Below are 21,630 nucleotides of genomic sequence, written 5' to 3'. Positions count from 1 at the left end.
GGGCCATCCGTGCGCGACGGCATCAGGACCCACGCGACGACGTACGCCACGATGAGCGACCCGGCGCCGAGGATCGTGCCGACGGCGACGACCAGGCGGATCAGGTTGGCGTCAATGCCGGTGTAGGTGCTGAGGCCTCCGCACACACCTCCGAGCCACTTGTCGTCACGGCTTCGAGTCAGCTGCTTCATCATGATGTCCTTCCGGGGTTGGGGTGGAGGTCGAGGTCTTGCGCTCAGGCGGGGCATGCGGGCGTGCCGGCCGCGCCTTGAGGATGGTTGCGGCGACGCCGGCGAGGCCCAGCAGGATCAGCACGCCGGACACGGTGAGGCTGAGCTGCCGCGTCGTCAGGAGATCCTGTGTGCGCACCATCCAGTTGCCCAGGACGGCGAGGAAGAGCAGTCCGAAGAGGAGGCTGTTCCAGCGGATCGGGTGTCGGCTCATTGCCGGACCACCTCGATGGTGCCGACACGCTGACGTATGTCGACCGTGAGAGCGGGTCTGCCGGTGGCTGCGCTGACGTCCAGCTCGTTGTCGGTGCCGTCGACCTGGCGCCCGAAGACCGAGATCTGACCGGCGTCGAGACGCGAGTCGATCTCGACATCGAGGCCGGTAGGCACGAGGACCTTGGTCTGGCCGATTCCCGACCTGAGCCGCACGGTCCGTCCGAGGAGCTGGTCGGGGTCGCTCACGTCGGTCAGGTCGATCGTGAGGAGGCCGATGCCGTGTCGGTAGGTGCGGTCGACCTGGGCGGCATCGGACGGAACGCGCTGCTGTGTGCCGAGGGAGGCGGCAGGGAGGAGCGAGCTGACGGCGAGGGCAAGGGCGAGCACGATGCCAAGGGCGATGAGCGGACTCCCGTGACCGACGACGGTGCCGACGAGCAGACCCACCGCGACGACACCGAGCATGACGGCGATGAGATTGGTCCACGACGTGTCGCCGTGGAGGTCGCCATAGATGCGGGTGGCCGCGACGGCGATGGCGGCGATCGAGAGCGTGAGGACCGTCAGCGCCCACGACCCGCGCTGTCGAGGAGCGGTGCTGGCCGGGACCTTCGTGATGACGGCCGTGTCGGCGGCGGGGCCCAGGGCTGGGTCGTACGGATGGTCGACGGCGTCGCTGCCTTCGCGACGGCGACGCGGACGGACGACGAACAGGTAGTACAGCGCGCCCAGCGGAACGAGGAACCATGGGATTCCCCATGGGGTCCCGTTGTTGCCGATGACCGCGACCGCTGCGAGCACCCCGGCGACCGCGAGGCCGATCACCCGGATCTTCTCCTCGTTCTTGCCGAGGTTGAACCAGTCGGCCGCGGTGCTCTTGTCGTCGCCCTCGGCGGGAAGGAGGAACCAGGCAGAGGCATAGATGATGATGCCGGCGAACCCGATGATCGTGAGGGCCGCGATGACGACGCGCACGATGACGGGGTCGATGTTGAGGTACCTCGCAGCGCCGGCGCAGACGCCGCCCAAGAGCCGGTCGTCCTTGGACCGTCTCATGTCGGTGATGGTGCGCAGTCGTTGCGGATCGAAGGAGCCGTCAGGGCCCTCGGTCCTCGGTGTTTCTTGCGTGCCGTTCATGTTTCCATCGTGACCCAGGTCGACGGCAGAATCCATCGGGTACGACCCTGAACCACGCTCCGGGACAGTCAGGGTCGACGGGGGTCGTTCCGGGTGGTGCAAGCACGCGCGTACGTGTGACGATCTGGAGTGTGATCGACCACGGTGTGACCAGGCGCGAGGTGCGCCCGTACCGTCGCGCCCACCGCCCGGCCGATCGTCGGGTCGTCGGCGGTGTCGCCACCGGCGTGGCGGAGCACTTCGGGGTCCCGGTTCTCTACGTTCGCCTTGTCTTCATCGTGGCCACCTGGTTCCACGGCGTCGGTGTCATCATCTACCTCCTGCTGTGGCGGTTCCTGCCGCTGCGCGAGCCCGACCTGTCGCCGGGCCTGGAGTCGGCGACGCGGCGCGGGCTGCGCACCAGCACGCGGCCGAGTCCTGTCGAGATCACCCAGACCATCGCACTCGGTGCCGTGGGAGTCGGTGTCCTGCTGTTGATCCAGTCGACCGGGCGCGGCATCGCCGAAGGGCTCTTCGGGCCACTCCTGTTCGGTGTCATCGGCGTCGCCGTCATCTGGCGCCAGTTCGACGACGCCGCGTGGGGCCGATGGATGCGACAGACCCGCGGGTTCGCCTTCGCCACCCGCGTCGCGGCCGGGGTGGTGCTCGTTGCGCTGTCCGGCATCTACTTCCTGACCCAGGAGCGAGGCTGGGGCGCGATCGTCGACCTCGCGTCCGCAGTGGGGATCGCCCTGCTCGGGCTGGCGCTGGTACTTGGGCCGTGGATCATCACGCTGCTCGGTGACCTGTCCGACGAGCGGCGCGCGCGGGTGCGGTCGCAGGAGCGCGCTGACGTCGCAGCGCACCTGCACGACTCCGTCCTGCAGACCCTCGCCCTCCTGCAGAAGAATGCCGGCGACTCCGCTGCGGTCGCCACCCTTGCGCGGCGCCAGGAGCGCGAGCTGCGTGCCTGGCTCTATGGCAACGACGAGCAGTCGGGCGACTCCCTCGTCGCGGCGCTGCGAGCGGCCGCGGCCGACGTCGAGGATGTTCACCACGTGTCGGTCGAGGTCATCGCCGTGGGTGATGCAGCGCTGGACGCGGACGTCGCCGCCATCGCGAAAGCCGCGCGGGAGGCAATGATCAATGCCGCGAAGCACGCGGGCGTCGACCGCATCGACGTCTACGCCGAGGCCGATGGGCGCACCGTCGAGGTGTTCATCCGCGACCGCGGTGTCGGATTCGAGCCCGACGTCATCGCCGACGACCGCATGGGTGTGCGAGGCTCCATCATCGACCGCGTCGAGCGACATGGTGGCACCGCCACGATCCGCAGCGGCCCGGGCGAGGGCACCGAAGTCGCGCTGAGCGTCCCCTTGCGGCCTGTCGACACCCCGCAGACCGCCCCCACGACAACCGCCCCCACGACAACAGAGAGCTCCTCATGACGGTCACCCCCTCCATCTTGCGCATCGTGGTCGTCGACGACCACGCGATGTTCCGCTCCGGGGTCCGCACCGAGATCGACGGCCCCGTCGACATCGTCGGCGAGGCGGCTGACGTCGACAGCGCCGTCAAGGTGATAGCCGACGTGGTGCCGGACGTCGTGCTGCTCGACGTGCACATGCCCGGCGGCGGTGGCCTTGAGGTCATGCGCCGGCTGCACCTGCGGCACCCCGACACGAAGTACCTCGCCCTGTCGGTCAGCGATGCCGCAGAGGACGTCATCGGCATCATCCGCGCCGGTGCTCGGGGCTATGTCACGAAGAACATCTCCGGTCCCGAGCTTCTCGACGCCATCAACCGGGTGGCTGCGGGTGACGCGGTGTTCTCGCCGCGGCTCGCCGGATTCGTCCTGGACGCCTTCGCCGGGACGATCGAGATCGCGCAGATCGACGAGGACCTCGACCGGCTCACCGAGCGCGAGCGTGAGGTCATGCGTCTGATCGCCCGCGGTTATGCGTACAAGGAGGTCGCGAAGGAGCTGTTCATCTCGATCAAGACCGTCGAGACGCATGTCTCCAACGTTCTGCGCAAGCTGCAGCTCTCGAGTCGGCACGAGCTGACCCGCTGGGCCAATGACCGCCGACTGATCTGACACCGAGCAAACGCGCCCCTGGCGGAACATGCTGGGCTGCATGCACGGATCGAGCCCGCGTGGCGACCGTCTCACCCCGTGACCGGACGGCATCCGAGCCGGCGAAGACCCGAGGATGGAGCCACCAGACCCCATCGGAGGAGCAGTCATGACTGTCGAATCAGGAACCCGGCGCAACGGCGTAGACCTCGAGGCTGTCGGTGGTCTGGTGCGGGCCGTCACCGACGACGCCACGTCGGCGCAGACCACCTGGGCCGCGCACGTGACGTGGAAGGACGCGTTCGCCTCGGAGGCCCGGGTGCGCACGTTCGCCCCCACCGCCTCCGACGAGCCGCCGGCCATGGGCGGGGGAGACACGGCCGCCAACCCCGTCGAGCAGCTGCTCTCGGCGCTCGGCAACTGCCTCGCGGTGGGCTACGCCGCGAACGCCTCGGTGGCAGGCATCACGATCGACGCGCTGACGATCGATGTCAGGGGCGACATCGATCTCCGGGTGTTTCTCGGCGTCGCCGAGGGGCACGCGGGGTTCGACTCGATCACCGCCGACGTCACGCTCCTGTCGGAGGCGCCGCGCGAGGCTGTCGAGGCACTGCATGCCAAGGTGCTGTCGTCGTCGCCGGTCGGCCACACGCTGGGCTCGGCTGTTCCCGTCGACGTCCGTCTGGCGTCCTAGCCGCCAGCACGCCCGGCCACCGTGCCGAGCGCTGACACATGCTCTCGGGAGTTCGCTCGGTGGCACCCTCGCGGGTCTAGCCTGAGGTGATGAACGAGCCCCATCTGATCGTGCTGTTCGGCGCCACCGGAGACCTGGCCCGCCGCAAGCTGCTGCCCGGCATCATGCACCTCCTGCAGTCGGGCCTCGTCTCCGACTCGCGCATCATCGGCGTCTCGCTCGACGACTTCAGCGACGACGACTTCCGCGAGTTCGCCGAGAAGGCCTATCGCGAGTTCAGCACCCGCACGATCGACGACGCCAAGTGGGCAGATTTCGCGCCCAAGCTGAGCTACGTCAACGTCAAGGCCGGACCCGAGGCACTGGCTCAGGCGGCAGCCGTGCTCGAGGCATAGCTCGGGGGCACCCCGGCACGCCTGCACTACCTGAGTGTCCCGCCGAAAGCGGCGCTCGACGTCGTCCACACTCTCGACGCAGCCAAGCTGGTGCAGCGCGCCCGCATCATCATGGAGAAGCCGTTCGGCACCGATCTCGCGAGTGCGAAGGCGCTGAACGCCGAGCTGCACGAGGTCTTCGCCGAGGAGCAGATATTTCGCATCGACCACTTTCTGGGCAAGGAGGCGGCGCTCAACATCCTGGCGTTCCGTTTCGCCAACGGGCTGTTCGAGCCGATCTGGAACCGCAATTTCATCGACCACGTGCAGATCGATGTCCCCGAGACCCTGTCGCTCACGGGACGGTCGGGTTTCTACGAGGGCACCGGCGCCTTCAAGGACATGGTCGTCACACACCTCTTCCAGGTGCTTGCCTTCATGGCGATGGAACCACCCACCTCGCTTGACTCCGACTCGATCAGTGAGGAGAAGAACAAGGTGTTCCGCTCGATGCTCCCGCTCGATCCGAGGCAGGTCGTGCGCGGTCAGTACCAGGGCTACCGCGACGAGGACGGCATCGCGGCCGACTCCGAGACCGACACCTTCGTGGCGCTCCGGGCTGAGATCGACAACTGGCGCTGGGCCGGTGTGCCGTTCTACCTGCGCACCGGCAAGCGCCTCGCGGAGGGTGCGCGGATCATCTCGATCGCGTTCCGGGAGCCGCCCAAGAGCATGTTCCCGACGGGCTCGGGTGTCGGGCTGGCCGGCCCCGACCACCTGACGTTCGACCTCGCGGATGCCTCGCGGATGTCCCTGTCGTTCTACGGCAAACGACCCGGACCGGGCATGCGGCTCGACAAGCTCAGCATGCAGTTCGCGATGCAGGAGCACGACCGTCTGGGTGAGGTGCTGGAGGCGTACGAGCGGCTCATCTACGATGCGATGCGGGGCGAGCGGACGCTGTTCACGACGGCCGAGGGCATCGAGCGGCTGTGGGAGCTGTCCGAGCCGTTGCTCGTCGACGTCCCGCCGGTGCGCCCCTACCAACAGGGAACGTGGGGGCCCAACGCGATCCACCAGCTCATCGCCCCGAGGGCGTGGCGGCTGCCCTTCGAACGCAGCTGGCGCAAGCCCAACACCCAGGCGGAGTAGCCCGCGACTCAGGCAGGGGGGTCAGGGTCGGCGCGGCGCTTGAGCTCGTCCTGGACGTCGTGCCCCGGCAGGCGCGGCGGGGCCTCGTGCGACCGGTCGGTGCTGCCGTAACCGCTGAGAGCGAGCGCGAGCAGGGCGAGGGCCGCGATGAACAGGAGTCCGAGCACGATGTGGAACGACACGTCGCCACGGTATCCCCACGGTTCAACAGGTCAGTGCTCAGGAGCGCTGGTGCTCAGACGTGCCAGCAGTCCTCGACGAGACGGGTCGCCTCCTCGAGCGAGAGACCCCGCCGGCGGGCTGTTCGCGCGTACGTCTGGGCGCCCGCACCCGCCTCTGCGTCGTCGCTCCTGCGGCTGGCCACGAACGTCCCCTTGCGCCCGAGCGTCTGGACGACACCGTCGACTTCGAGCGCGCGATAGGCCTTCGCGATGGTGTTGGCGGCGAGGCCGAGGTCGGTGGCCAGCTGCCTCACGGTGGGGAGCCGGTGGCCGGGGGCCAGCGTGCCGCTCGCGGCCCCGTCGGCGAGCTGGCGGCGCACCTGCTCGTAGGGCGGCTCGGCGCTCGCGGCATCCACTGTCACGGAAGTCATGCGGCCATTGTCGCCTGTTGGCCCAGCCCGTGATGTGTCTCTCCTGCCAACTAGGCTGGGGGCACGATGACTTTGCCGTTCCCTGTGCCCCAGCGTGCCCCGAAGAAGTCCGACGCGATCAGGCGTCCGCGCTCCGACACCCTGCTCGAGGGTCTCAACGACGCGCAACGCCAAGCCGTCTCGCACCCGGGCGGTCCCTTGCTGGTGGTGGCCGGCGCAGGGTCGGGCAAGACCAGGGTCCTCACCCGGCGCATCGCGTGGCTCATCGCGTCGCGGGGCGCGCACCCGGGGTCTATCTTGGCCATCACCTTCACCAACAAGGCCGCTGCGGAGATGCGCGAACGAGTCGCCGAGCTGGTCGGCCCGCGCGCCCGCATGATGTGGGTGTCCACGTTTCACTCCGCGTGCGTGCGCATCCTGCGTCGTGAGGCCACCAAGTTCGGGTTCACGTCTTCGTTCACGATCTACGACTCGGCCGACCAGCGCCGGCTCATGACCCTCATCTGCCGCGACATGGACCTTGACCCCAAGAAGGTCAACCCGCGCGCGGTGCTCAACTGGATCTCCAACCTCAAGAACGAGCTGGTCGACCACGAGGCGGCGGCGGGCAAGGCGACCAACCCCACCGAGGAGATCTACGCCGAGGCCTACAAGACCTATCAGCAGCGGCTGCAGGCGGCCAACGCGATGGACTTCGACGACCTCATCATGAACACCGTCCACCTCTTCCAGGCGTGGCCCGACGTCTGCGAGACCTATCGTCGCCGGTTCCGGCACATCCTGATCGACGAGTACCAGGACACCAACCACGCGCAGTACGCACTGATCCGTGAGCTCACCGACGCCGACTCCGACCTGCTGGTCGTGGGCGACTCCGACCAGTCCATCTACGCGTTCCGCGGCGCCAACATTCGTAACATCCTCGAGTTCGAGGACGACTTCCCCAACGCCACCACGATCCTGCTCGAGCAGAACTACCGCTCCACCCAGACCATCCTGTCGGCGGCCAACGCCGTCATCAGCCGTAACGAGGGCCGCAAGGACAAGCAGCTCTGGTCGGCCGAGGGCGATGGCGAGAAGATCGTCGGCTATGTCGGCGACGACGAGCGCGACGAGGCACAGTTCATCGCCGACGAGATCGACCGGCTCACCGATGACGGCGACTCCGCGGCCAAGGACGTCGCCATCTTCTATCGCACCAACGCGCAGAGCCGGGTGTTCGAGGAGGTCTTCATCCGGGTCGGTCTTCCCTACCGTGTCGTCGGGGGCGTGCGGTTCTACGAGCGCAAGGAGATCAAGGACGCCCTTGCCTACGTCCGGGTGCTCGTCAATCCCCGCGACACCGTCTCACTGCGCCGCATTCTCAACGAGCCCAAGCGCGGCATCGGCGACCGGGCCGAGGCCTCCATCCAGCGGCTCGCCAACCTCCATGAGATCAGCTTCTGGGAGGCGCTGACCCGTGCGACCGAGGCCACCGACCTCGCCACGAGGTCGCTCAAGGCGATCCAAGGCTTCACTGCCGTCATGAGCGAGCTCATGACGATGGCCGACACCGGGGCCGCCGCAGATGCCGTGCTCGAGGCCGCGCTGACCCGCAGTGGCTACCTCTTGACCCTCGAGCAGAGCACCGATCCACAGGACGAGACCCGGGTCGAGAACCTGGCCGAGCTCGTCGCGGTGGCGCGCGAGTTCGTGGTGGGGGCCAGCACGGTCGACGACGAACCCGTCGACGCTGAGACGATCGAGGAGGAGCCCGACGAGGCAGTCGATGCCATCTCCGACCAGCCGTCACTCGGGGTGGGCTCGCTGGCGGCGTTTCTCGAGCAGGTTGCCCTGGTTGCCGATGCCGACCAGATCCCCGACGAGGGCGACGGGGTCGTCACCCTCATGACGTTGCACACCGCCAAGGGGCTCGAGTTCCCGGTCGTCTTCCTCACGGGGCTCGAGGATGGCGTCTTCCCCCACATGCGGTCGATGGGCGACCCCAAGGAGCTCGAGGAAGAGCGCCGGCTCGCCTACGTCGGCATCACCCGTGCGCAGACGCGGCTCTATGTCACGCGGGCCTCCACCCGAGCGGCATGGGGAGCCCCCACCTACAACCCCGCCTCACGTTTCCTCGACGAGCTGCCCGAGGCCTTGGTCGACTGGCGCCGGCTTGCGACACCACCGACGCAATGGACCCCGACCACCCCGTCAGCCACGGCGCAGTCGTCCTTCCGATCGTCCAACGTCGCCGCGAGGTCGAAGCGGGCACACGTCGAGGTGCTGTCGCTCGCGCCGGGCGACAGAGTCAGCCACGACAGCTTCGGGCTGGGCACGGTCGTCACGGTCGAGGGTCAGGCCGAGAAGTCGGTGGCCTCGGTCGACTTCGGATCGCTAGGCGTCAAGCGCCTCCTCCTGCGCTACGCCCCGGTCGAAAAGCTCTAGCCCCTAGGGGCAGCGGGCTGGCGTTCACGTTCGGTGCTGGGCCGGACGCCCAGGCACCGCCGGCGCGAACAGCTGGACGCTGAGGCGAGGACGGGGGAGGGTCAGGGCGTGACGCCGTGCTGGATCAGCGCGGGTTTCGGGTCGACCGCCGGTCCGCCGCCCGGGTGTACCTCGAGGTGCAGGTGGGGGCCGGTGACGTTGCCGGTGGAGCCGGTGTAGCCGATGACCTGACCCGGGTCGACCTTGTCGCCGGGCTTGACGGCGATACGGCTCTGGTGGCAGTACCAGATGTCAGTGCCGTCGAGGAGAGTCACGACCGTGCGGTTGCCGTAGGCGCCTTCGTAACCCGCCGACTTCACGGTGCCCGCCGCGACCGACACGATGGTCGACCCAGAGGGGCCGGCGAAGTCGAGGCCGGTGTGCACCGTCGCCCAGAGGCCGCTGCGCTGTCCGAACGTGGCGGTGATCTGATAACCGGTGACCGGCAACACCCACTGATTGGCCTTGACCTCCGCTGCCTTGGCATCGACCTTCTTGGCGAGGTCGGCCTGAGCCACCAGCACCTGCTGCGCCTGCGCCTTGGCCTGCTTCTCGACGACTGATCTGTCGAAGCTGCGGCTGACGTCAACCTCACTGGCAGCACTGCTGATGTCGGGCCCGACATAGTTCTGCGAGATGGTCTGGTACTTGTCCGCGCGGAGCGCTCCGGTGTCGGTGGCGCCACCGATGACGGCGGAACCGAAGCCCGCAACGATCAGGACGAACGCACCAGCCATGGCCGGAGTAGGTCGGATCGAGCGCCTCGCTGCCTGGCGACGAGGCGCGGCGCGCTTGCCACCAGAGCCCTGCGGGGAGGACTTGCGTACGTCCAGGCGGCGTTTAGGCGCAGATGACGGCACGCAGGAACCTCCCAATGGGTACGACAGAACCCCGCAATCCTAGCCGACGACGGCAACGCGCAGAAACCGGATTCGTTGTTTGGCGTCGATCCCAAATCGAGACAGCGTGGAACTCCGACTTGGTGTGATGGTCTTCACGCTTGTGGGAACATCCCCGCATGGGCAGAAGACGGGTGATCGTCGGGGCGGTCGGGTGTGCCGACGACGTGCCCGGTGTCGCGCGGACCCTGCGCGACACCGGCTTCGAGATCGTGTTCGTGGGGGGCGGTCAGACGCCTGAGCAGCTCGTGGGTGCCGCCATCGCGGAGGACGCTGACGAGATCGTGGTGGCCGGTGACGCCGAGGCGCTCGAGCTCATCCGGATGCTGCTCGACGGACTGGGCGCGCACGACATCACCATCACGCCTGTTGACGGTCGCGGCCGCGATCCTCGATCTCCTCGATGAAGCCACGGAGCGTGTCGGCGACGAGCGAGGGCTGAGTCTGGATGACCCAGTGCCCTGCCACGACGTCGACTCGTCGGACGTCTGGCGCGAACTCCGCCACATCGGCGTAGATGGCAGCGGAGAGGAACGCGTCCTTGGTGGGCACTATCAGCTGCACCGGCACCGAGGTGGTCCCGCGGCGGAAGCTCAGCCCGTTGGCACGGTAGAGGTTGATGCCGTGGCTGAAGTCGTCCTCGAAGGTGTCGCCCCAGTGGCTCTCGTCGAGGTGCTGGCTGCGGGTGAGCCCGGTGCGGATGCGATCGCCGAACCGACGTGCGACGAGCTCGGGGAGCCACGGGGTCTGGAACGCCAGGACGTACCAGGAGTGGGCAATCTGGCGTCCAACGGCCACGAGCCTCCGATTCGTGAGGCCACTGCGCAGGAAATGGCCGAACAGGTCGAGGCCCGGCCCGCTGATGGACGTGTACGAGGCGATGCGCCCAGAGAGCCGGGGGTCGCTGTCGGCGCGCATCACCGCACCCCAGAGCTGTACCGACCCCCAGTCGTGGCCCATGAGGTGCACGGGCCCGCCCGCGGGTACGGCGTGCTCGATGACCGCCACGAGGTCGCCGACCAGCTTGCTCATGCGGTAGCCCGAGCGTGACGAGGGCGCGGTCGACGCCCCGGCTCCGCGAACGTCGTAGGTCACGACCCGGAAGTCAGGTTCCAGCAGCGGGACGACCCGGTCCCACACCTGCTGGGTGTCAGGGAACCCGTGGACGAGCACGACCACCGGGCCGGACTGGTTGCCCGTGACACGGACCTGGAGGCTGACATCTGCCGAGGCGATCATCTGAGTGCTCATGGTGGTCCCTCCGGGGCACCAGGGCTTCGGACCGGCGTTGGAAGGTGTGACATACACAACGCCCGTCACCCCAACGCCCCTGTACACGTGGTAAACGGATAGAGTCGAAAAGGCTCATTTATGGCGGCCTCTCGGCCGGCTCCAGAGCGTATCGGACGTCAACAAAGGACGGACACCACCGTGGACTTGATGGAATACCAGGCGAAGGAACTCTTCGCCAAGCACGATGTACCGGTCACCCTCGGCATCGTTGCCACCACTCCTGACGAGGCGAAGGTCGCTGCTGAGCAGCTCGGCGTCGTCGTCGTCAAGGCTCAGGTCAAGGCCGGAGGTCGGGGCAAAGCAGGCGGAGTCAAGCTCGCCAAGACACCCGACGAGGCCTTCGAGCATGCGTCGAACATCCTCGGCATGGACATCAAGGGGCTCACGGTCAACCGTGTCCTCATCGCTCCGGCCGCCAGCATCGTGGAGGAGTACTACTTCTCCTTCCTGCTCGACCGCGCCAACCGCAGCTACCTCTGCATCGCCAGCGTCGAGGGTGGCGTGGAGATCGAGGAGGTCGCCAAGACCAACCCCGACGCGGTGCGGCAGACCCCCATTGATGCCGGCACCGGGGTCGACGAGGCGAAAGCCCGCGAGATCGTCGCGGACGCCGGATTCCCCGAGGTCCTGACGGAGCAGGCCGTTCAGACGGTCCTGGCGCTCTGGAAGGTCTTCGTCGAGGAGGACGCCACGCTGGTCGAGGTCAACCCGCTCGCCCGTCTCGAGGGCGACATCCTCGAGGCGCTCGACGGCAAGGTCTCGCTTGATGAGAACGCCGAGTTCCGCCACGAGGACCACGCAGCATTTGAGGACAAGGCGGCGGCCGACCCTCTCGAGGCCAAGGCAAAGGCGAAGGGCCTCAACTACGTCAAGCTCGACGGCGCTGTCGGCATCATCGGCAACGGAGCCGGGCTCGTCATGTCGACCCTGGAGGTCGTCGCGTACGCCGGCGAGGCCCACGGTGGCGTCAAGCCGGCCAACTTCCTGGACATCGGCGGAGGAGCCTCGGCACAGGTCATGGCCGACGGACTCGACGTCATCCTCGGCGACGAGCAGGTCAGGTCCGTCTTCGTCAACGTCTTCGGTGGCATCACGTCGTGCGACGCCGTCGCGAATGGCATCGTCGGTGGGCTCGACCTGCTGGGCGACACGGCCTCGAAGCCGCTCGTCGTCCGTCTCGACGGCAACAACGTCGAGGAGGGTCGCCGGATCCTCAATGACAGGAACCACCCGCTCGTGACCCTGGTCGACACCATGGCCGGCGCGGCAGACCGCCCCCCCGCCCTCGCGAACATCGAAGGAGCCTGACATGTCGATCTTCCTGAACAAGGACTCCAAGGTCATCGTCCAGGGCATCACCGGCGGTGAAGGCACCAAGCACACCGCGCTGATGCCCAAGGCCGGCACCCAGGTCGTCGGCGGGGCCAACGCCCGCAAGGCCGGCACCACGGTCACGCACGACACCGCCGACGGGGCAAGCATCGAGCTCCCCGTCTTCGGCACCGTCGCCGAGGCCATCGAGAAGACGGGCGCCGACGTGTCGGTCGTGTTCGTCCCGCCGGTGTTCACCAAGGACGCCGTCATCGAGGCCATCGATGCCGAGATCGGTCTGCTCGTCATCATCACCGAGGGTGTGCCGATCCAGGACAGTGCCGAGTTCTGGGCCTACGCCCAAGGCAAGAAGACGCGCATCATCGGCCCCAACTGCCCCGGCATCATCACGCCGGGCGAGGCGCTCGCGGGCATCACGCCGGCGACGATCTCGGGCCCTGGCCCGATCGGACTCGTGTCGAAGTCGGGGACGTTGACCTACCAGATGATGTTCGAGCTGCGCGACCTCGGTTTCACGACCGCGATCGGTATCGGCGGCGACCCGATCATCGGCACTACGCACATCGATGCCCTCGAGGCGTTCGAGGCTGACCCCGACACCAAGGCGATCGTCATGATCGGCGAGATCGGTGGTGACGCGGAGGAGAAGGCCGCGGCCTACATCCAGGCGCACGTCACCAAGCCGGTCGTGGGCTACGTCGCGGGATTCACCGCCCCCGAGGGCAAGACGATGGGCCATGCTGGCGCCATCGTTGCCGACGGCGCGGGCACCGCGCAGGGCAAGAAGGAAGCCCTCGAGGCAGCGGGCGTCAAGGTCGGCAAGACGCCGTCCGAGACGGCCCAGCTGATGCGGGACATCATGAAGGACCTCGCCTGAACACGTGGTCGACCCGGTCCTGACCCGGGTCAGGCAACGCCCCCTTCCGCCCCGGCGGGAGGGGGCGTTCTCTACTGCGGGGCGTACCTGAGCCGGGTGCCGGCGCGGGTTGCGACTATGGTGAATTCCTTCTGGGTGATGTCGAGCTTGCCGGCTGGGGTGAACGTCACCTGGGCGACGTTGGAGCCTCGGCGCATGAGCGACATCCGGTAGTAGGCCTTGGTTCCCTTGGAGACCTCGAGACCGACACGCCACACTTTTCCGGAGAAGCCTGCAGACTTGAACGACCCGCGCTGGTCGATCTTGGCCGCGAGATTCTTGTCGCCGCAGGCCTCGACCTTGGCATTGGTCTTCTCGACGTACGACTTGGCCTTCTCGGGCGAGGAGAATCGCGCCACGGTCTCGGCGACACCGAACTCCTTGGGCAGGTTGGTGGCCTGATAGAGGACGTAGACGCGTGCCGCGGCCGACTCGATGTCCCTGCCGGTGAAGTCGGCGTTGTCGCACTGTGTTGCCGCTGGGTTGGTGGCGGCGGAGAACGGCGCAGCTGCCCACACCTTGTCGATGTCACCGATCGGAGGGAGGTCGACGATCCCAAGGAATTGCGGCGCGATGGATGTGCGTGGCGGATCGGTGCGCATGACCTCGATCGAATCGGTGCACACCCCGCCGCTGTCGGCGCAAACCCGCGCGACCGAGTCGTTCAGGGTGCGCGCGAAGGACTCGATGCTGGGGCCGACTGCACCGTCAGCCTCGTGGACCAGCGTGCTCGTGATGGTGCCCGAGTGGCTGAATCCGACGGTGAATGTCCGCTCGGGTGACCGGTGCGAACGTAGCCGCAGGATCTGGAAGTCGCCGAAGGGCCGGCGCACCGTGTAGGCATCCACGAGCTGCACCCGTGGATGCTCGCAGTCGGAGTACCAGCGCACGAGCCGGTTGTAGGCCTGGGCAGCGACCTTGTCGCTGTGCGACACCTCGATGGACTGCGCCACCCGCTCTGTACCGCCCCCGCCGGCGGCGAAGGTGCGCACGAACACCTTGAGGGGGTCCTTGTCGGCGAATCGCTTGGTGGGGCAGGTCGCGTACGGCATGGTGTTGTTGACGTCCTGGTCGGTCTGATCGACCTTCCACTTCTGTAATGGATCGAGCTGGCCGACCTGCTTGGCGGACAAGAGATCGGACGTGTCGATCTTCTCCGAGTCGAGCAGGATGTCGTTACGTTGGGCGCCGATCTTCTCGCGGTTCGGGAGCGCAGATCCGCTGGCCAGCGCATCACCGTCGGTGACGACGAAGCCGCCTCCGAGGATGAGAGCCACGGCCACAGCGACGAGAAGGACGGTGTTGCGCTGGCGACCGCGCTTGGCAGCGGTGCGGACCGCGATCGCCGGGGGAACGTCGAGGGCGCTGGTCGCGCTGGCGAGGGCGTGCATCCGACGTTCGATCGTGTCGATGCTCTCGCCGAGCGTGGACTCGAGGCTGGCAAGAGCGGTCGTGACGCTCTCGATGCCCTCCTCCGCGGGTACGCCGACCTCGCGCGAGGCCTCTTCGAGGTCGGTGTTGCCCAGCGTCATGAGAACGATCAGCCGGCGGTCGTCGGTCGAAAGCCCGGCGAGCGCCTCGAGGAGACCGGTGTCGCTGTCCTCCTCGCGCCGCCGTCTGAGCGGGTGGGTGCCGCGACTGAACGCCGTGAGCTTCCAAGCTTCGCTGCGCACATAGCCGAGCGGGTGACCGTCGCGGATCTTCGACCAGTCGCGCCAGGCCCGCCGGTAGGCGTCAACCGTGGCTTCGAAGGCCACCCGGCGATCGCCGCACACGGCGTACGTGACCTGGACCGCCTGCGCGAAGGTGGAGCTGTAAAAGCTGTTGAACTCGTCGACGCGAGTCATGTACCAGCCTCCTCTTGCCTTCGGCGTGCCTGTGTGCAACACCGCAACTTTACAGGCAGGCTGGGCGGGTGCCTGCCCCTCCCGAGACGTCCTACTTCCGGCAGGCCTTCCTGACCGCCCTCCTCGCCGCCGCACTCTCCCTCGTGGTGGCTGCCACGATCGTGCTTCTCGCCAGCGGATCTGCCGACGTGTCATGGGCAGGATTCGCTCGGACGACGGTACGAACGTGGCTTTTCTCGATCGGTTCCGGGCTCGACGCAGGCGATGTCTCGCTCGGCCTGGTACCCATCGGCGCCACCCTCGTCTGCATCGCGGTGGTCACCCGCACGGCAGCCTGGGTCGTGTCCGACCCGATTGACGACATCGTCGCCTTCGCTGCGACGACGGCCGGGGCATACGGCCTCATTGCCGGCCTCGCGGCGACCGTCTCACAGTCCGCTGACGTGCACACCTCGGTGGTGAGGGCCGCTTCCGGGGCGTTCGTGGTCGGCGGGCTCGGTGTCGTCCTCGGCGCAACGAGACGTCACGGAGGCGCGGAGCGGTGGTGGTTCACGAAGTCTGCCGACGTGCGCGCCGCCGCTCGGGCCGCTGTGCCAGCGATCTTCGCGGTGCTGGCGGTGTCGGGCACGCTGCTGATCATCTCGCTGGTGCTGCACCTCTCCCGTGCCGGCGACCTGTGGGCACTGCTCAACCCCGGCGTGGGCGGTGGCGCGGCACTGGGAGTGGGCAGCCTGCTCGCCGTGCCGGCCCTCGTCCTGTGGATCACCTCGGCACTGATCGGGCCCGGCTTCGCCCTGGGCACCAACACCTCCGTCGACCTCACCGGCTCACAGGTCGGGGCGGTGCCGGGCTTCCCGCTGCTCGCCGCACTTCCCACTCCGGGTGAGTTCCCGGAGTGGGTGTTCCTGCTCGGCCTCGTTCCTCTGCTCGCCGGCATGCTGGCGGGGTGGAGCGTCAATCCGGGTGAGCGTGAAGGGCTCGCGCCCCGCGTCGCGCTCGGCGCGGCCGCGGGTGGCGTCGCCGGGTTGGTGCTCGGCATGCTCGTGGGCGTGTCAGGCGGGGCGATCGGCCCCGGTCGCATGGTCGACGCAGGTCCTCCGCTGCTGACCCCGCTGCTCGTCGCGGTGCCCGTCATGGCCATGGGCGGCGCGCTCGGCGGTGTGCTGAGCCACTATCGTGGTCGCCGTGCCTTCAGCCTCCCGCACCTCCCGTCAGCCAACGCGGTTGGTCGTCCTCGTCTCTGGAAGCGGAACCAACCTGCAGGCCCTGATCGACGCGTCGACACATCCTGACTACGGCGCCGAGATAGTCGCTGTCGGAGCCGACCGCGACGGAATCGAAGGGTTGACCCGGGCCGAGCGGCACGGCATCCCGACGTTCGTCCTGCCGGTCTCCGCCCATCCCGACCGTCCAGCGTGGGACGTTGCACTGGCCGAGGCGGTGGCGTCGTACGACCCTGACCTGGTGGTCCTCGCCGGTTTCATGAAGATCACGGGCCCGGCCTTCCTCGCGCTGTTCGGTGGACGCACCCTCAACACGCACCCGGCCCTCTCGCCGGCATTCCCCGGCATGCACGGCCCGCGGGAGGCGCTCGCCTACGGTGTCAAGGTCACGGGCGCGACGCTGTTCGTCGTCGATGAAGGTGTCGACACCGGGCCGATCGTCGCGCAGGTCGCCGTGCCCGTGCTCGACGACGACGACGAAGCCGCCCTGCACGAACGAATCAAGGTCAGCGAACGGGCCATGCTGGTCGAATGGGTCGGCACCTTGGCGCGCGAAGACTTCCACCTCGATGACCGGGCCGTTCGGCTCGGAGGAGCAACAGATGACAACTAGCCCCATCCCGACCAGCGACACAGCCTCGGCCCGTCCGCTGAAGCGTGCCCTCGTGTCGGTCTACGACAAGACTGGTCTCGAGGACCTCGCCTGCGATCTCCACGCCGCTGGCATCTCGATCGTGTCGACGGGCTCGACTGCCCGCACGATCGAGGCTGCGGGAGTCCCCGTGACCCCGGTGGAGGAGCTCACCGGATTCCCGGAGTGCCTCGACGGGCGGGTCAAGACGCTGCACCCGCGGGTGCACGCCGGCATCCTCGCCGACCTGCGGCTCGACGACCACGTTGCGCAGCTGGCCGATCTCGGGATCGAGCCGTTCGACCTCGTGATCGTCAACCTCTATCCCTTCAGCGAGACCGTCGAGTCGGGTGCGACGCCCGATGAGTGTGTCGAGCAGATCGACATCGGCGGGCCCTCGATGGTCCGTGCTGCGGCGAAGAACCACCCGAGCGTGGCTGTCGTGGTCTCACCGTCCGCCTATGACTCGGTGCGTGCAGCCATCGCGGCAGGCGGGTTCACCCTCGACCAGCGCAAGCGGCTCGCGGCCCAGGCGTTCGCGCACACCGCGTCCTACGACGTCGCCGTCGCCTCGTGGTTCGCGGGCACCTACTCCCCGTCGGACGACGGATGGCCGGACTTCACGGGCGCGACGTGGGACAAGTCGGCCGTCCTGCGTTACGGCGAGAACCCGCACCAGCCGGCTGCGCTCTACCGGCACGGGCGCGGTGGGCTCGCCTCGGCCGAGCAGCTGCACGGCAAGGAGATGTCCTACAACAACTACGTCGACACCGACGCGGCACGACGGGCGGCCTACGACTTCCAGCGGCCGGCGGTCGCGATCATCAAGCACGCCAATCCGTGCGGTATCGCGGTCGGCTCCGACGTCGCCGAGGCCCACGCGCGGGCTCACGCGTGCGACCCCGTGTCGGCCTACGGTGGTGTCATTGCAGTCAACCGCCCGGTCAGCGCCGCGATGGCCACACAGGTCGCCGATGTGTTCACCGAAGTCATCGTCGCGCCCGACTACGAGGACGGTGCGCTCGAGGTCCTGCAGGCAAAGAAGAACATCCGCATCCTGCGCGTGCCTGCCGATGAGCAGCCGGACTCGACCGAGCTCCACGGAATCAGCGGCGGGGTGCTGGTGCAGCGGGTCGACCACGTCGACGCCCCCGGCGATGACCCCGCGTCGTGGACGCTCGTGGCTGGCAAACCTGCCGACGAGCACACCCTCGCTGATCTCGTGTTCGCCTGGACCGCGGTGCGTGCCGTCAAGTCCAACGCGATCCTGTTGGCCAAGGACGGTGCCTCGGTCGGCGTCGGCATGGGCCAGGTCAACCGGGTCGACTCGTGCCGCCTTGCGGTCGAACGCGCGGGCACCGAGCGGGCCTCCGGGTCTGTCGCGGCGTCCGATGCATTCTTCCCGTTTCCCGACGGTGCCGAAATCCTCTTCTCGGCCGGTGTGGCCGCAGTGGTCCAGCCGGGCGGCTCGATCCGCGACGACGCGGTGATCGAGGCGGCGGAGGCCGCTGGAGTCACGATGTACCTCACCGGCACGCGCCACTTCTTCCACTGATGTACTCATGTCCGATCGGTTGACCGGCGCGCTACTCGTCGCGGTGTCGGCGGCCGCATTCGGGTCGATGGCGTTGTTCGGCGTCTGGGCGCAGGAGTCCGGAACGACGACGCCTGCGCTGATCTTCGTCCGGTTCGCGCTGGCAGCGGTGATCCTCATCGGCGTCCTGCGGGCTCGACGAGCCCGGTTGCCTTCGTTCCGTCGCTGCCTGTCGATCGCGGTGATGGGCGGCGTCGGTTACGTCGGGCAGGCCTACTGCTACTTCTCGGCGCTCGAGCACGCCGACGCCAGCCTCGTCGCTCTGCTGCTCTACCTCTTTCCGGCCTTCGTGGCGATTCTCGCCGCGATCTTCCTGCGCGAGCGCATCGGTCTGATGACCGCCTTGGCCTTGGCGCTGGCACTCCTCGGCACGGGTCTCGTGGTCGGCGGCGGGTCGGGTCGGCCGATCGGCATCGCTCTCGCGGTAGGGGCCGCGGTGATCTACTCGGTCTACATCACCGTCGGCTCGGTCGTGACGGCTGAGCTGGACGCCGTCGTCGTGGCAACGGTGGTCTGCGTCGCTGCGGCCTTCACCAGCGGTGTCGTCGTCGTGATGCTCGCTGTGGCGGGACGACCGGCGACGTTCCCGGGCTCGACGCGCGGATGGACGTCCCTGGTGGCAATCGCGCTGATCGGGACGGTGCTGGCGATCCTCACGTTCTTCGCCGGACTGCGGCGGCTCGGCCCGACGTCGACCTCGGTGCTGTCAACGCTGGAGCCAGTCGTCACCGTGGCGCTGGCGACGTGGCTCCTCGACGAGTCGTTGTCGGGCATCCAGGTCCTCGGCGGTGCACTCGTGCTGGCTGCCGTGGTCTGGCTCGCCTTGGGGCATCGTCAGTCAGGCGGGACAGAACTGGCCAGGACCGCTGATCAGGGCACGGGGTAGGCGAGTCGGCCTTCAGCTCTGGGCTGCGGACGGTCGCACCAACGAGGTCAGGGTCTCGGCCACCGCGCCGGGTCCGATGAGGTGTGCGGCGACCAGGTCGCGGATCGCCGCGGTGAGCAGCGCGGCCTCCGTCTGCTCGGAGTAGACACCGGACTGGCGCCGGACGGCTGTACCGACGACGAGGGAGACCGTCATTCCCGCGAGGCGGTCGGGGTCGGCCACCCCCACGCGGGCAAGCAGCTGCACGGCCAGGGTCTCCAAAGCACGCATCGCCCGGGTGGCATTGTCGCGAAGCTCAGGGACGCGGGCGGCCGCGAGGAAGATCGAGAGCTCGAGCGCGGCGACCTCCGGCCCACGGGCGGCGAACACTGCGTTGATGAAGTCCGCGGCGTCGTCCAGGCTGACATCAGCACGGACCTCGACCTGCGCGAGGTTCTCGAGATCGTTCGTCCACTGCTGGATGTGGGCGGCGAGCGCCTCCCTGATGAGGTCGTCGATGGACTCGAAGTAGTACGTCGTGGTCGCCGGCGGGAGCCCCGCTTTCGCCGCAACCGCACGGTGCGTGATCGACCGGGAGCCGCCCTCGGCGAAGAGCTCGATGGCTGCGTTCAGCAGCTCGTCGCGGCGTTGCCGACTGCGATCTTGCGACAGCTGAGCGCGCGTGACCATTGATGGCATCTCCCTATTCCCACACGATCGTGCCCACACGATCGTGCACCGTTCGGTCCATGTTTCGGAACTGCTCCCGGATGAAGTCTAGGGGTCGCGCTGGTGGGCACCTCGTCGCCGCCGGCAGGTCTGCCGCGGTGAGTCACGCGGTGATCAGGCCTGCCCCGAGTCGCGCACGCCGATCGTGGCGCCCACGATCGGGCAGCAGGGGTGTTCGTGACAGAATCGTGCCGTGACAGCGCAGATCCTCGACGGCAAGGCGGCCGCTGCCGCGATCAAGGCCGAGCTTCGCGTGCGGGTTGACGCCCTCCGCGACAAGGGCATCGTGCCCGGGCTCGGCACGATCCTGGTCGGCAGCGACCCGGGCAGCCTCTGGTACGTCGCCGGCAAGCACCGCGACTGCGCCGAGGTCGGCATTGAGTCGCTACGCATCGACCTGCCCGAGACTGCGACGCAGCACGAGGTCGAGGCTGCCGTCGACGAGCTCAACGCCGATCCGACGTGCACGGGCTACATCGTGCAGCTGCCACTGCCGAAAGGGCTCGACGAGAACGCGGTCATCGGGCGCATCGATCCCGCCAAGGATGCCGACGGCCTGCACCCCACCAACCTCGGGTGGCTCGTGCTCGGCAAGGAGGCGCCTTTGCCCTGCACCCCGCGCGGCATCATCGAGCTGCTCCGCCGCCACGATGTTCCGATCGCCGGTCAGAACGTCGTCGTGGTCGGCCGCGGCATCACCGTCGGGCGCCCCATGGGCCTGCTGCTGACGCGGCGAAGCGAGAACGCCACCGTCACGCTGTGCCACACCGGCACCCGTGACCTCGCCGCCGAGGTCCGCCGGGCCGACATCGTCATTGCCGCGGCGGGCGTCCCGGGCATCATCCGCGCAGACATGGTCAAGCCCGGCGCTGCCCTGCTCGACGTAGGAGTGAGCCGCGACGCCAATGGCATCGTCGGCGACGTCGACCCAGCCGCGTACGAAGTGGCGGGCTGGATCTCGCCCAACCCCGGTGGCGTCGGGCCGATGACCCGGGCCCTCCTGCTCGCCAATGTCGTCGACACCGCCGAGCGGCTCAATCCGTGAAGCCTCCCCGTAGCCGGGGTTCGCAGCTGTATCTGCTGCAGCTGCTCTGTGTCGCGACGGGGCTTCTGCTCATCGTCATCGACCACTGGCGCGTCGGCATCGTGCTGATCGGAGCGGCGTTCGTCGTGGGCGCCGTGGCCAGGTCAGCCGTGCCGATCGACCACACCGGCATGCTCAGGGTGCGCGGCAAGGCGTTCGACATGGTCTGGATGGCGACGCTCGGCGTGGCACTGATAGTCCTCGCCGTCATCATCCCCAACCAGTCCGCCTGAGCCCCGCCCAGGGCACCTTGTCCCGGGGAAAACCAGGGAAAAGGTGCCTTGGACGGCAGATCTCGGG

23 protein-coding genes and 1 pseudogene are annotated in these 21,630 nt (G+C 68.1%); 15 read left to right on the top strand and 9 right to left on the bottom strand.

Annotation, left to right across the window (positions count from 1 at the left end; translation table 11 throughout):
- The 3 genes from H7290_RS07020 to H7290_RS07010 all read right to left on the bottom strand — a co-directional run.
- Nucleotides 1–191, bottom strand: a 191-nt coding sequence (locus H7290_RS07020; RefSeq protein ID WP_290513307.1) for a PspC domain-containing protein, incomplete at its 3' end; no start/stop codon positions are given.
- The gene (locus H7290_RS07015; protein WP_290513306.1) at nucleotides 166–444 is read right to left on the bottom strand and encodes a hypothetical protein; all 279 of its coding nucleotides are present in this window, start codon (nucleotides 442–444) and stop codon (nucleotides 166–168) included. The genes H7290_RS07015 and H7290_RS07020, both read right to left, overlap by 26 nt.
- Nucleotides 441–1,583: a PspC domain-containing protein gene (locus H7290_RS07010; protein ID WP_290513305.1), complete on the bottom strand. Its 1,143-nt coding sequence runs from the start codon at nucleotides 1,581–1,583 to the stop codon at nucleotides 441–443. Before H7290_RS07010 ends, H7290_RS07015 begins: the two co-directional genes overlap by 4 nt.
- A gap of 131 nt (nucleotides 1,584–1,714) precedes the next feature.
- On the opposite strand from H7290_RS07010, the gene H7290_RS07005 reads away from it, so the two are divergent.
- From H7290_RS07005 to H7290_RS06985, 5 genes and pseudogenes are all read left to right on the top strand, one after another.
- Nucleotides 1,715–3,010, top strand: coding sequence for an ATP-binding protein (locus tag H7290_RS07005; protein ID WP_290513304.1), 1,296 nt, complete (start codon nucleotides 1,715–1,717; stop codon nucleotides 3,008–3,010).
- Nucleotides 3,007–3,660, top strand: a complete 654-nt coding sequence (locus tag H7290_RS07000) for a response regulator transcription factor (protein WP_290513303.1) — start codon at nucleotides 3,007–3,009, stop codon at nucleotides 3,658–3,660. Before H7290_RS07005 ends, H7290_RS07000 begins: the two co-directional genes overlap by 4 nt.
- Nucleotides 3,661–3,808: 148 nt before the next feature.
- Nucleotides 3,809–4,333 (top strand): OsmC family protein, encoded by a 525-nt coding sequence (locus H7290_RS06995; protein ID WP_290513302.1) that lies wholly within the window; start codon nucleotides 3,809–3,811, stop codon nucleotides 4,331–4,333.
- 89 nt (nucleotides 4,334–4,422) lie between these two features.
- Nucleotides 4,423–4,953 (top strand): annotated as a pseudogene (locus H7290_RS06990) (glucose-6-phosphate dehydrogenase); the annotation flags it as partial.
- Nucleotides 4,930–5,859, top strand: coding sequence for a hypothetical protein (locus tag H7290_RS06985; RefSeq protein ID WP_290513308.1), 930 nt, complete (start codon nucleotides 4,930–4,932; stop codon nucleotides 5,857–5,859). The pseudogene H7290_RS06990 and the gene H7290_RS06985, both read left to right, overlap by 24 nt.
- Nucleotides 5,860–5,867: 8 nt before the next feature.
- Here the strand turns inward: H7290_RS06985 and H7290_RS06980 are convergent, their stop codons facing one another.
- Nucleotides 5,868–6,041: a hypothetical protein gene (locus H7290_RS06980; protein WP_290513301.1), complete on the bottom strand. Its 174-nt coding sequence runs from the start codon at nucleotides 6,039–6,041 to the stop codon at nucleotides 5,868–5,870.
- 53 nt (nucleotides 6,042–6,094) lie between these two features.
- On the bottom strand, nucleotides 6,095–6,451 hold the full coding sequence (locus H7290_RS06975) for a GntR family transcriptional regulator (protein ID WP_290513300.1): 357 nt from the start codon (nucleotides 6,449–6,451) through the stop codon (nucleotides 6,095–6,097).
- A gap of 66 nt (nucleotides 6,452–6,517) precedes the next feature.
- Here H7290_RS06975 and pcrA point away from each other — a divergent pair, with 66 nt between their 5' ends.
- Nucleotides 6,518–8,878, top strand: a complete 2,361-nt coding sequence (pcrA, locus tag H7290_RS06970) for a DNA helicase PcrA (protein ID WP_290513299.1) — start codon at nucleotides 6,518–6,520, stop codon at nucleotides 8,876–8,878.
- Nucleotides 8,879–8,979: 101 nt separating this feature from the next.
- Here pcrA and H7290_RS06965 read toward each other — a convergent pair whose 3' ends face one another.
- The gene (locus H7290_RS06965) at nucleotides 8,980–9,654 is read right to left on the bottom strand and encodes a M23 family metallopeptidase (RefSeq protein ID WP_290513298.1); all 675 of its coding nucleotides are present in this window, start codon (nucleotides 9,652–9,654) and stop codon (nucleotides 8,980–8,982) included.
- 281 nt (nucleotides 9,655–9,935) lie between these two features.
- On the opposite strand from H7290_RS06965, the gene H7290_RS06960 reads away from it, so the two are divergent.
- A complete protein-coding gene (locus H7290_RS06960) occupies nucleotides 9,936–10,223 on the top strand; it encodes a hypothetical protein (protein WP_290513297.1) in 288 nt (95 codons plus the stop codon).
- Here the strand turns inward: H7290_RS06960 and H7290_RS06955 are convergent.
- A complete protein-coding gene (locus H7290_RS06955) occupies nucleotides 10,177–11,067 on the bottom strand; it encodes an alpha/beta fold hydrolase (protein ID WP_290513296.1) in 891 nt (296 codons plus the stop codon). The genes H7290_RS06960 and H7290_RS06955 overlap by 47 nt on opposite strands.
- 180 nt (nucleotides 11,068–11,247) lie before the next feature.
- On the opposite strand from H7290_RS06955, the gene sucC reads away from it, so the two are divergent.
- Nucleotides 11,248–12,417, top strand: a complete 1,170-nt coding sequence (sucC, locus tag H7290_RS06950; RefSeq protein WP_290513295.1) for an ADP-forming succinate--CoA ligase subunit beta — start codon at nucleotides 11,248–11,250, stop codon at nucleotides 12,415–12,417.
- A gap of 1 nt (nucleotide 12,418) precedes the next feature.
- Complete coding sequence (gene sucD / locus H7290_RS06945) at nucleotides 12,419–13,318, top strand: succinate--CoA ligase subunit alpha (RefSeq protein ID WP_290513294.1); 900 nt, start codon at nucleotides 12,419–12,421, stop codon at nucleotides 13,316–13,318.
- Between the two features lie 71 nt (nucleotides 13,319–13,389).
- Here the strand turns inward: sucD and H7290_RS06940 are convergent, their stop codons facing one another.
- Nucleotides 13,390–15,204 carry a hypothetical protein gene (locus H7290_RS06940; RefSeq protein ID WP_290513293.1) on the bottom strand — a complete coding sequence of 605 codons (1,815 nt, stop codon included), beginning with the start codon at nucleotides 15,202–15,204 and terminating at the stop codon, nucleotides 13,390–13,392.
- 68 nt (nucleotides 15,205–15,272) lie between these two features.
- Between H7290_RS06940 and H7290_RS06935 the strand changes: the two genes are divergently transcribed.
- From H7290_RS06935 to H7290_RS06920, 4 genes are read left to right on the top strand one after another with little or no spacing between them, the layout of a single operon-like run.
- A complete protein-coding gene (locus tag H7290_RS06935) occupies nucleotides 15,273–16,496 on the top strand; it encodes a DUF6350 family protein (protein ID WP_290513292.1) in 1,224 nt (407 codons plus the stop codon).
- Nucleotides 16,429–17,040: a phosphoribosylglycinamide formyltransferase gene (gene purN / locus H7290_RS06930; protein WP_290513291.1), complete on the top strand. Its 612-nt coding sequence runs from the start codon at nucleotides 16,429–16,431 to the stop codon at nucleotides 17,038–17,040. Before H7290_RS06935 ends, purN begins: the two co-directional genes overlap by 68 nt.
- On the top strand, nucleotides 17,030–18,613 hold the full coding sequence (gene purH, locus H7290_RS06925) for a bifunctional phosphoribosylaminoimidazolecarboxamide formyltransferase/IMP cyclohydrolase (RefSeq protein WP_290513290.1): 1,584 nt from the start codon (nucleotides 17,030–17,032) through the stop codon (nucleotides 18,611–18,613). The genes purN and purH overlap by 11 nt, the downstream gene beginning before the upstream one ends.
- A gap of 7 nt (nucleotides 18,614–18,620) precedes the next feature.
- On the top strand, nucleotides 18,621–19,538 hold the full coding sequence (locus tag H7290_RS06920) for a DMT family transporter (RefSeq protein ID WP_290513289.1): 918 nt from the start codon (nucleotides 18,621–18,623) through the stop codon (nucleotides 19,536–19,538).
- Between the two features lie 12 nt (nucleotides 19,539–19,550).
- Here the strand turns inward: H7290_RS06920 and H7290_RS06915 are convergent, their stop codons facing one another.
- Nucleotides 19,551–20,207: a TetR family transcriptional regulator gene (locus H7290_RS06915; RefSeq protein WP_290513288.1), complete on the bottom strand. Its 657-nt coding sequence runs from the start codon at nucleotides 20,205–20,207 to the stop codon at nucleotides 19,551–19,553.
- Between the two features lie 232 nt (nucleotides 20,208–20,439).
- Here H7290_RS06915 and H7290_RS06910 point away from each other — a divergent pair, with 232 nt between their 5' ends.
- A complete protein-coding gene (locus H7290_RS06910) occupies nucleotides 20,440–21,291 on the top strand; it encodes a bifunctional methylenetetrahydrofolate dehydrogenase/methenyltetrahydrofolate cyclohydrolase (RefSeq protein ID WP_290513287.1) in 852 nt (283 codons plus the stop codon).
- Nucleotides 21,288–21,563, top strand: a complete 276-nt coding sequence (locus H7290_RS06905) for a DUF3017 domain-containing protein (protein WP_290513286.1) — start codon at nucleotides 21,288–21,290, stop codon at nucleotides 21,561–21,563. The genes H7290_RS06910 and H7290_RS06905 overlap by 4 nt, the downstream gene beginning before the upstream one ends.
- Nucleotides 21,564–21,630: the final 67 nt, after the last annotated feature.

It is taken from the genome of Aeromicrobium sp., from assembly GCF_014378035.1.
Lineage (GTDB): Bacteria > Actinomycetota > Actinomycetes > Propionibacteriales > Nocardioidaceae > Aeromicrobium.
The sequence above is the reverse complement of the archived record's forward strand: the minus strand, read 5'-3'. Positions and strand labels throughout refer to the sequence as shown.

Coding starts and splice junctions, on each gene's coding strand:
- H7290_RS06940 (WP_290513293.1), bottom strand. CDS start 15,204: ATGACTCGCGTCGACGAGTTCAACAGCTTTTACAGCTCCACCTTCGCG.
- H7290_RS07000 (WP_290513303.1), top strand. CDS start 3,007: ATGACGGTCACCCCCTCCATCTTGCGCATCGTGGTCGTCGACGACCAC.
- H7290_RS07015 (WP_290513306.1), bottom strand. CDS start 444: ATGAGCCGACACCCGATCCGCTGGAACAGCCTCCTCTTCGGACTGCTC.
- H7290_RS06920 (WP_290513289.1), top strand. CDS start 18,621: ATGTCCGATCGGTTGACCGGCGCGCTACTCGTCGCGGTGTCGGCGGCC.
- pcrA (WP_290513299.1), top strand. CDS start 6,518: ATGACTTTGCCGTTCCCTGTGCCCCAGCGTGCCCCGAAGAAGTCCGAC.
- H7290_RS06975 (WP_290513300.1), bottom strand. CDS start 6,451: ATGACTTCCGTGACAGTGGATGCCGCGAGCGCCGAGCCGCCCTACGAG.
- purH (WP_290513290.1), top strand. CDS start 17,030: ATGACAACTAGCCCCATCCCGACCAGCGACACAGCCTCGGCCCGTCCG.
- H7290_RS06960 (WP_290513297.1), top strand. CDS start 9,936: ATGGGCAGAAGACGGGTGATCGTCGGGGCGGTCGGGTGTGCCGACGAC.
- H7290_RS06965 (WP_290513298.1), bottom strand. CDS start 9,654: ATGGCTGGTGCGTTCGTCCTGATCGTTGCGGGCTTCGGTTCCGCCGTC.
- H7290_RS07010 (WP_290513305.1), bottom strand. CDS start 1,583: ATGAACGGCACGCAAGAAACACCGAGGACCGAGGGCCCTGACGGCTCC.
- sucD (WP_290513294.1), top strand. CDS start 12,419: ATGTCGATCTTCCTGAACAAGGACTCCAAGGTCATCGTCCAGGGCATC.
- H7290_RS06955 (WP_290513296.1), bottom strand. CDS start 11,067: ATGAGCACTCAGATGATCGCCTCGGCAGATGTCAGCCTCCAGGTCCGT.
- H7290_RS06915 (WP_290513288.1), bottom strand. CDS start 20,207: ATGGTCACGCGCGCTCAGCTGTCGCAAGATCGCAGTCGGCAACGCCGC.
- H7290_RS06995 (WP_290513302.1), top strand. CDS start 3,809: ATGACTGTCGAATCAGGAACCCGGCGCAACGGCGTAGACCTCGAGGCT.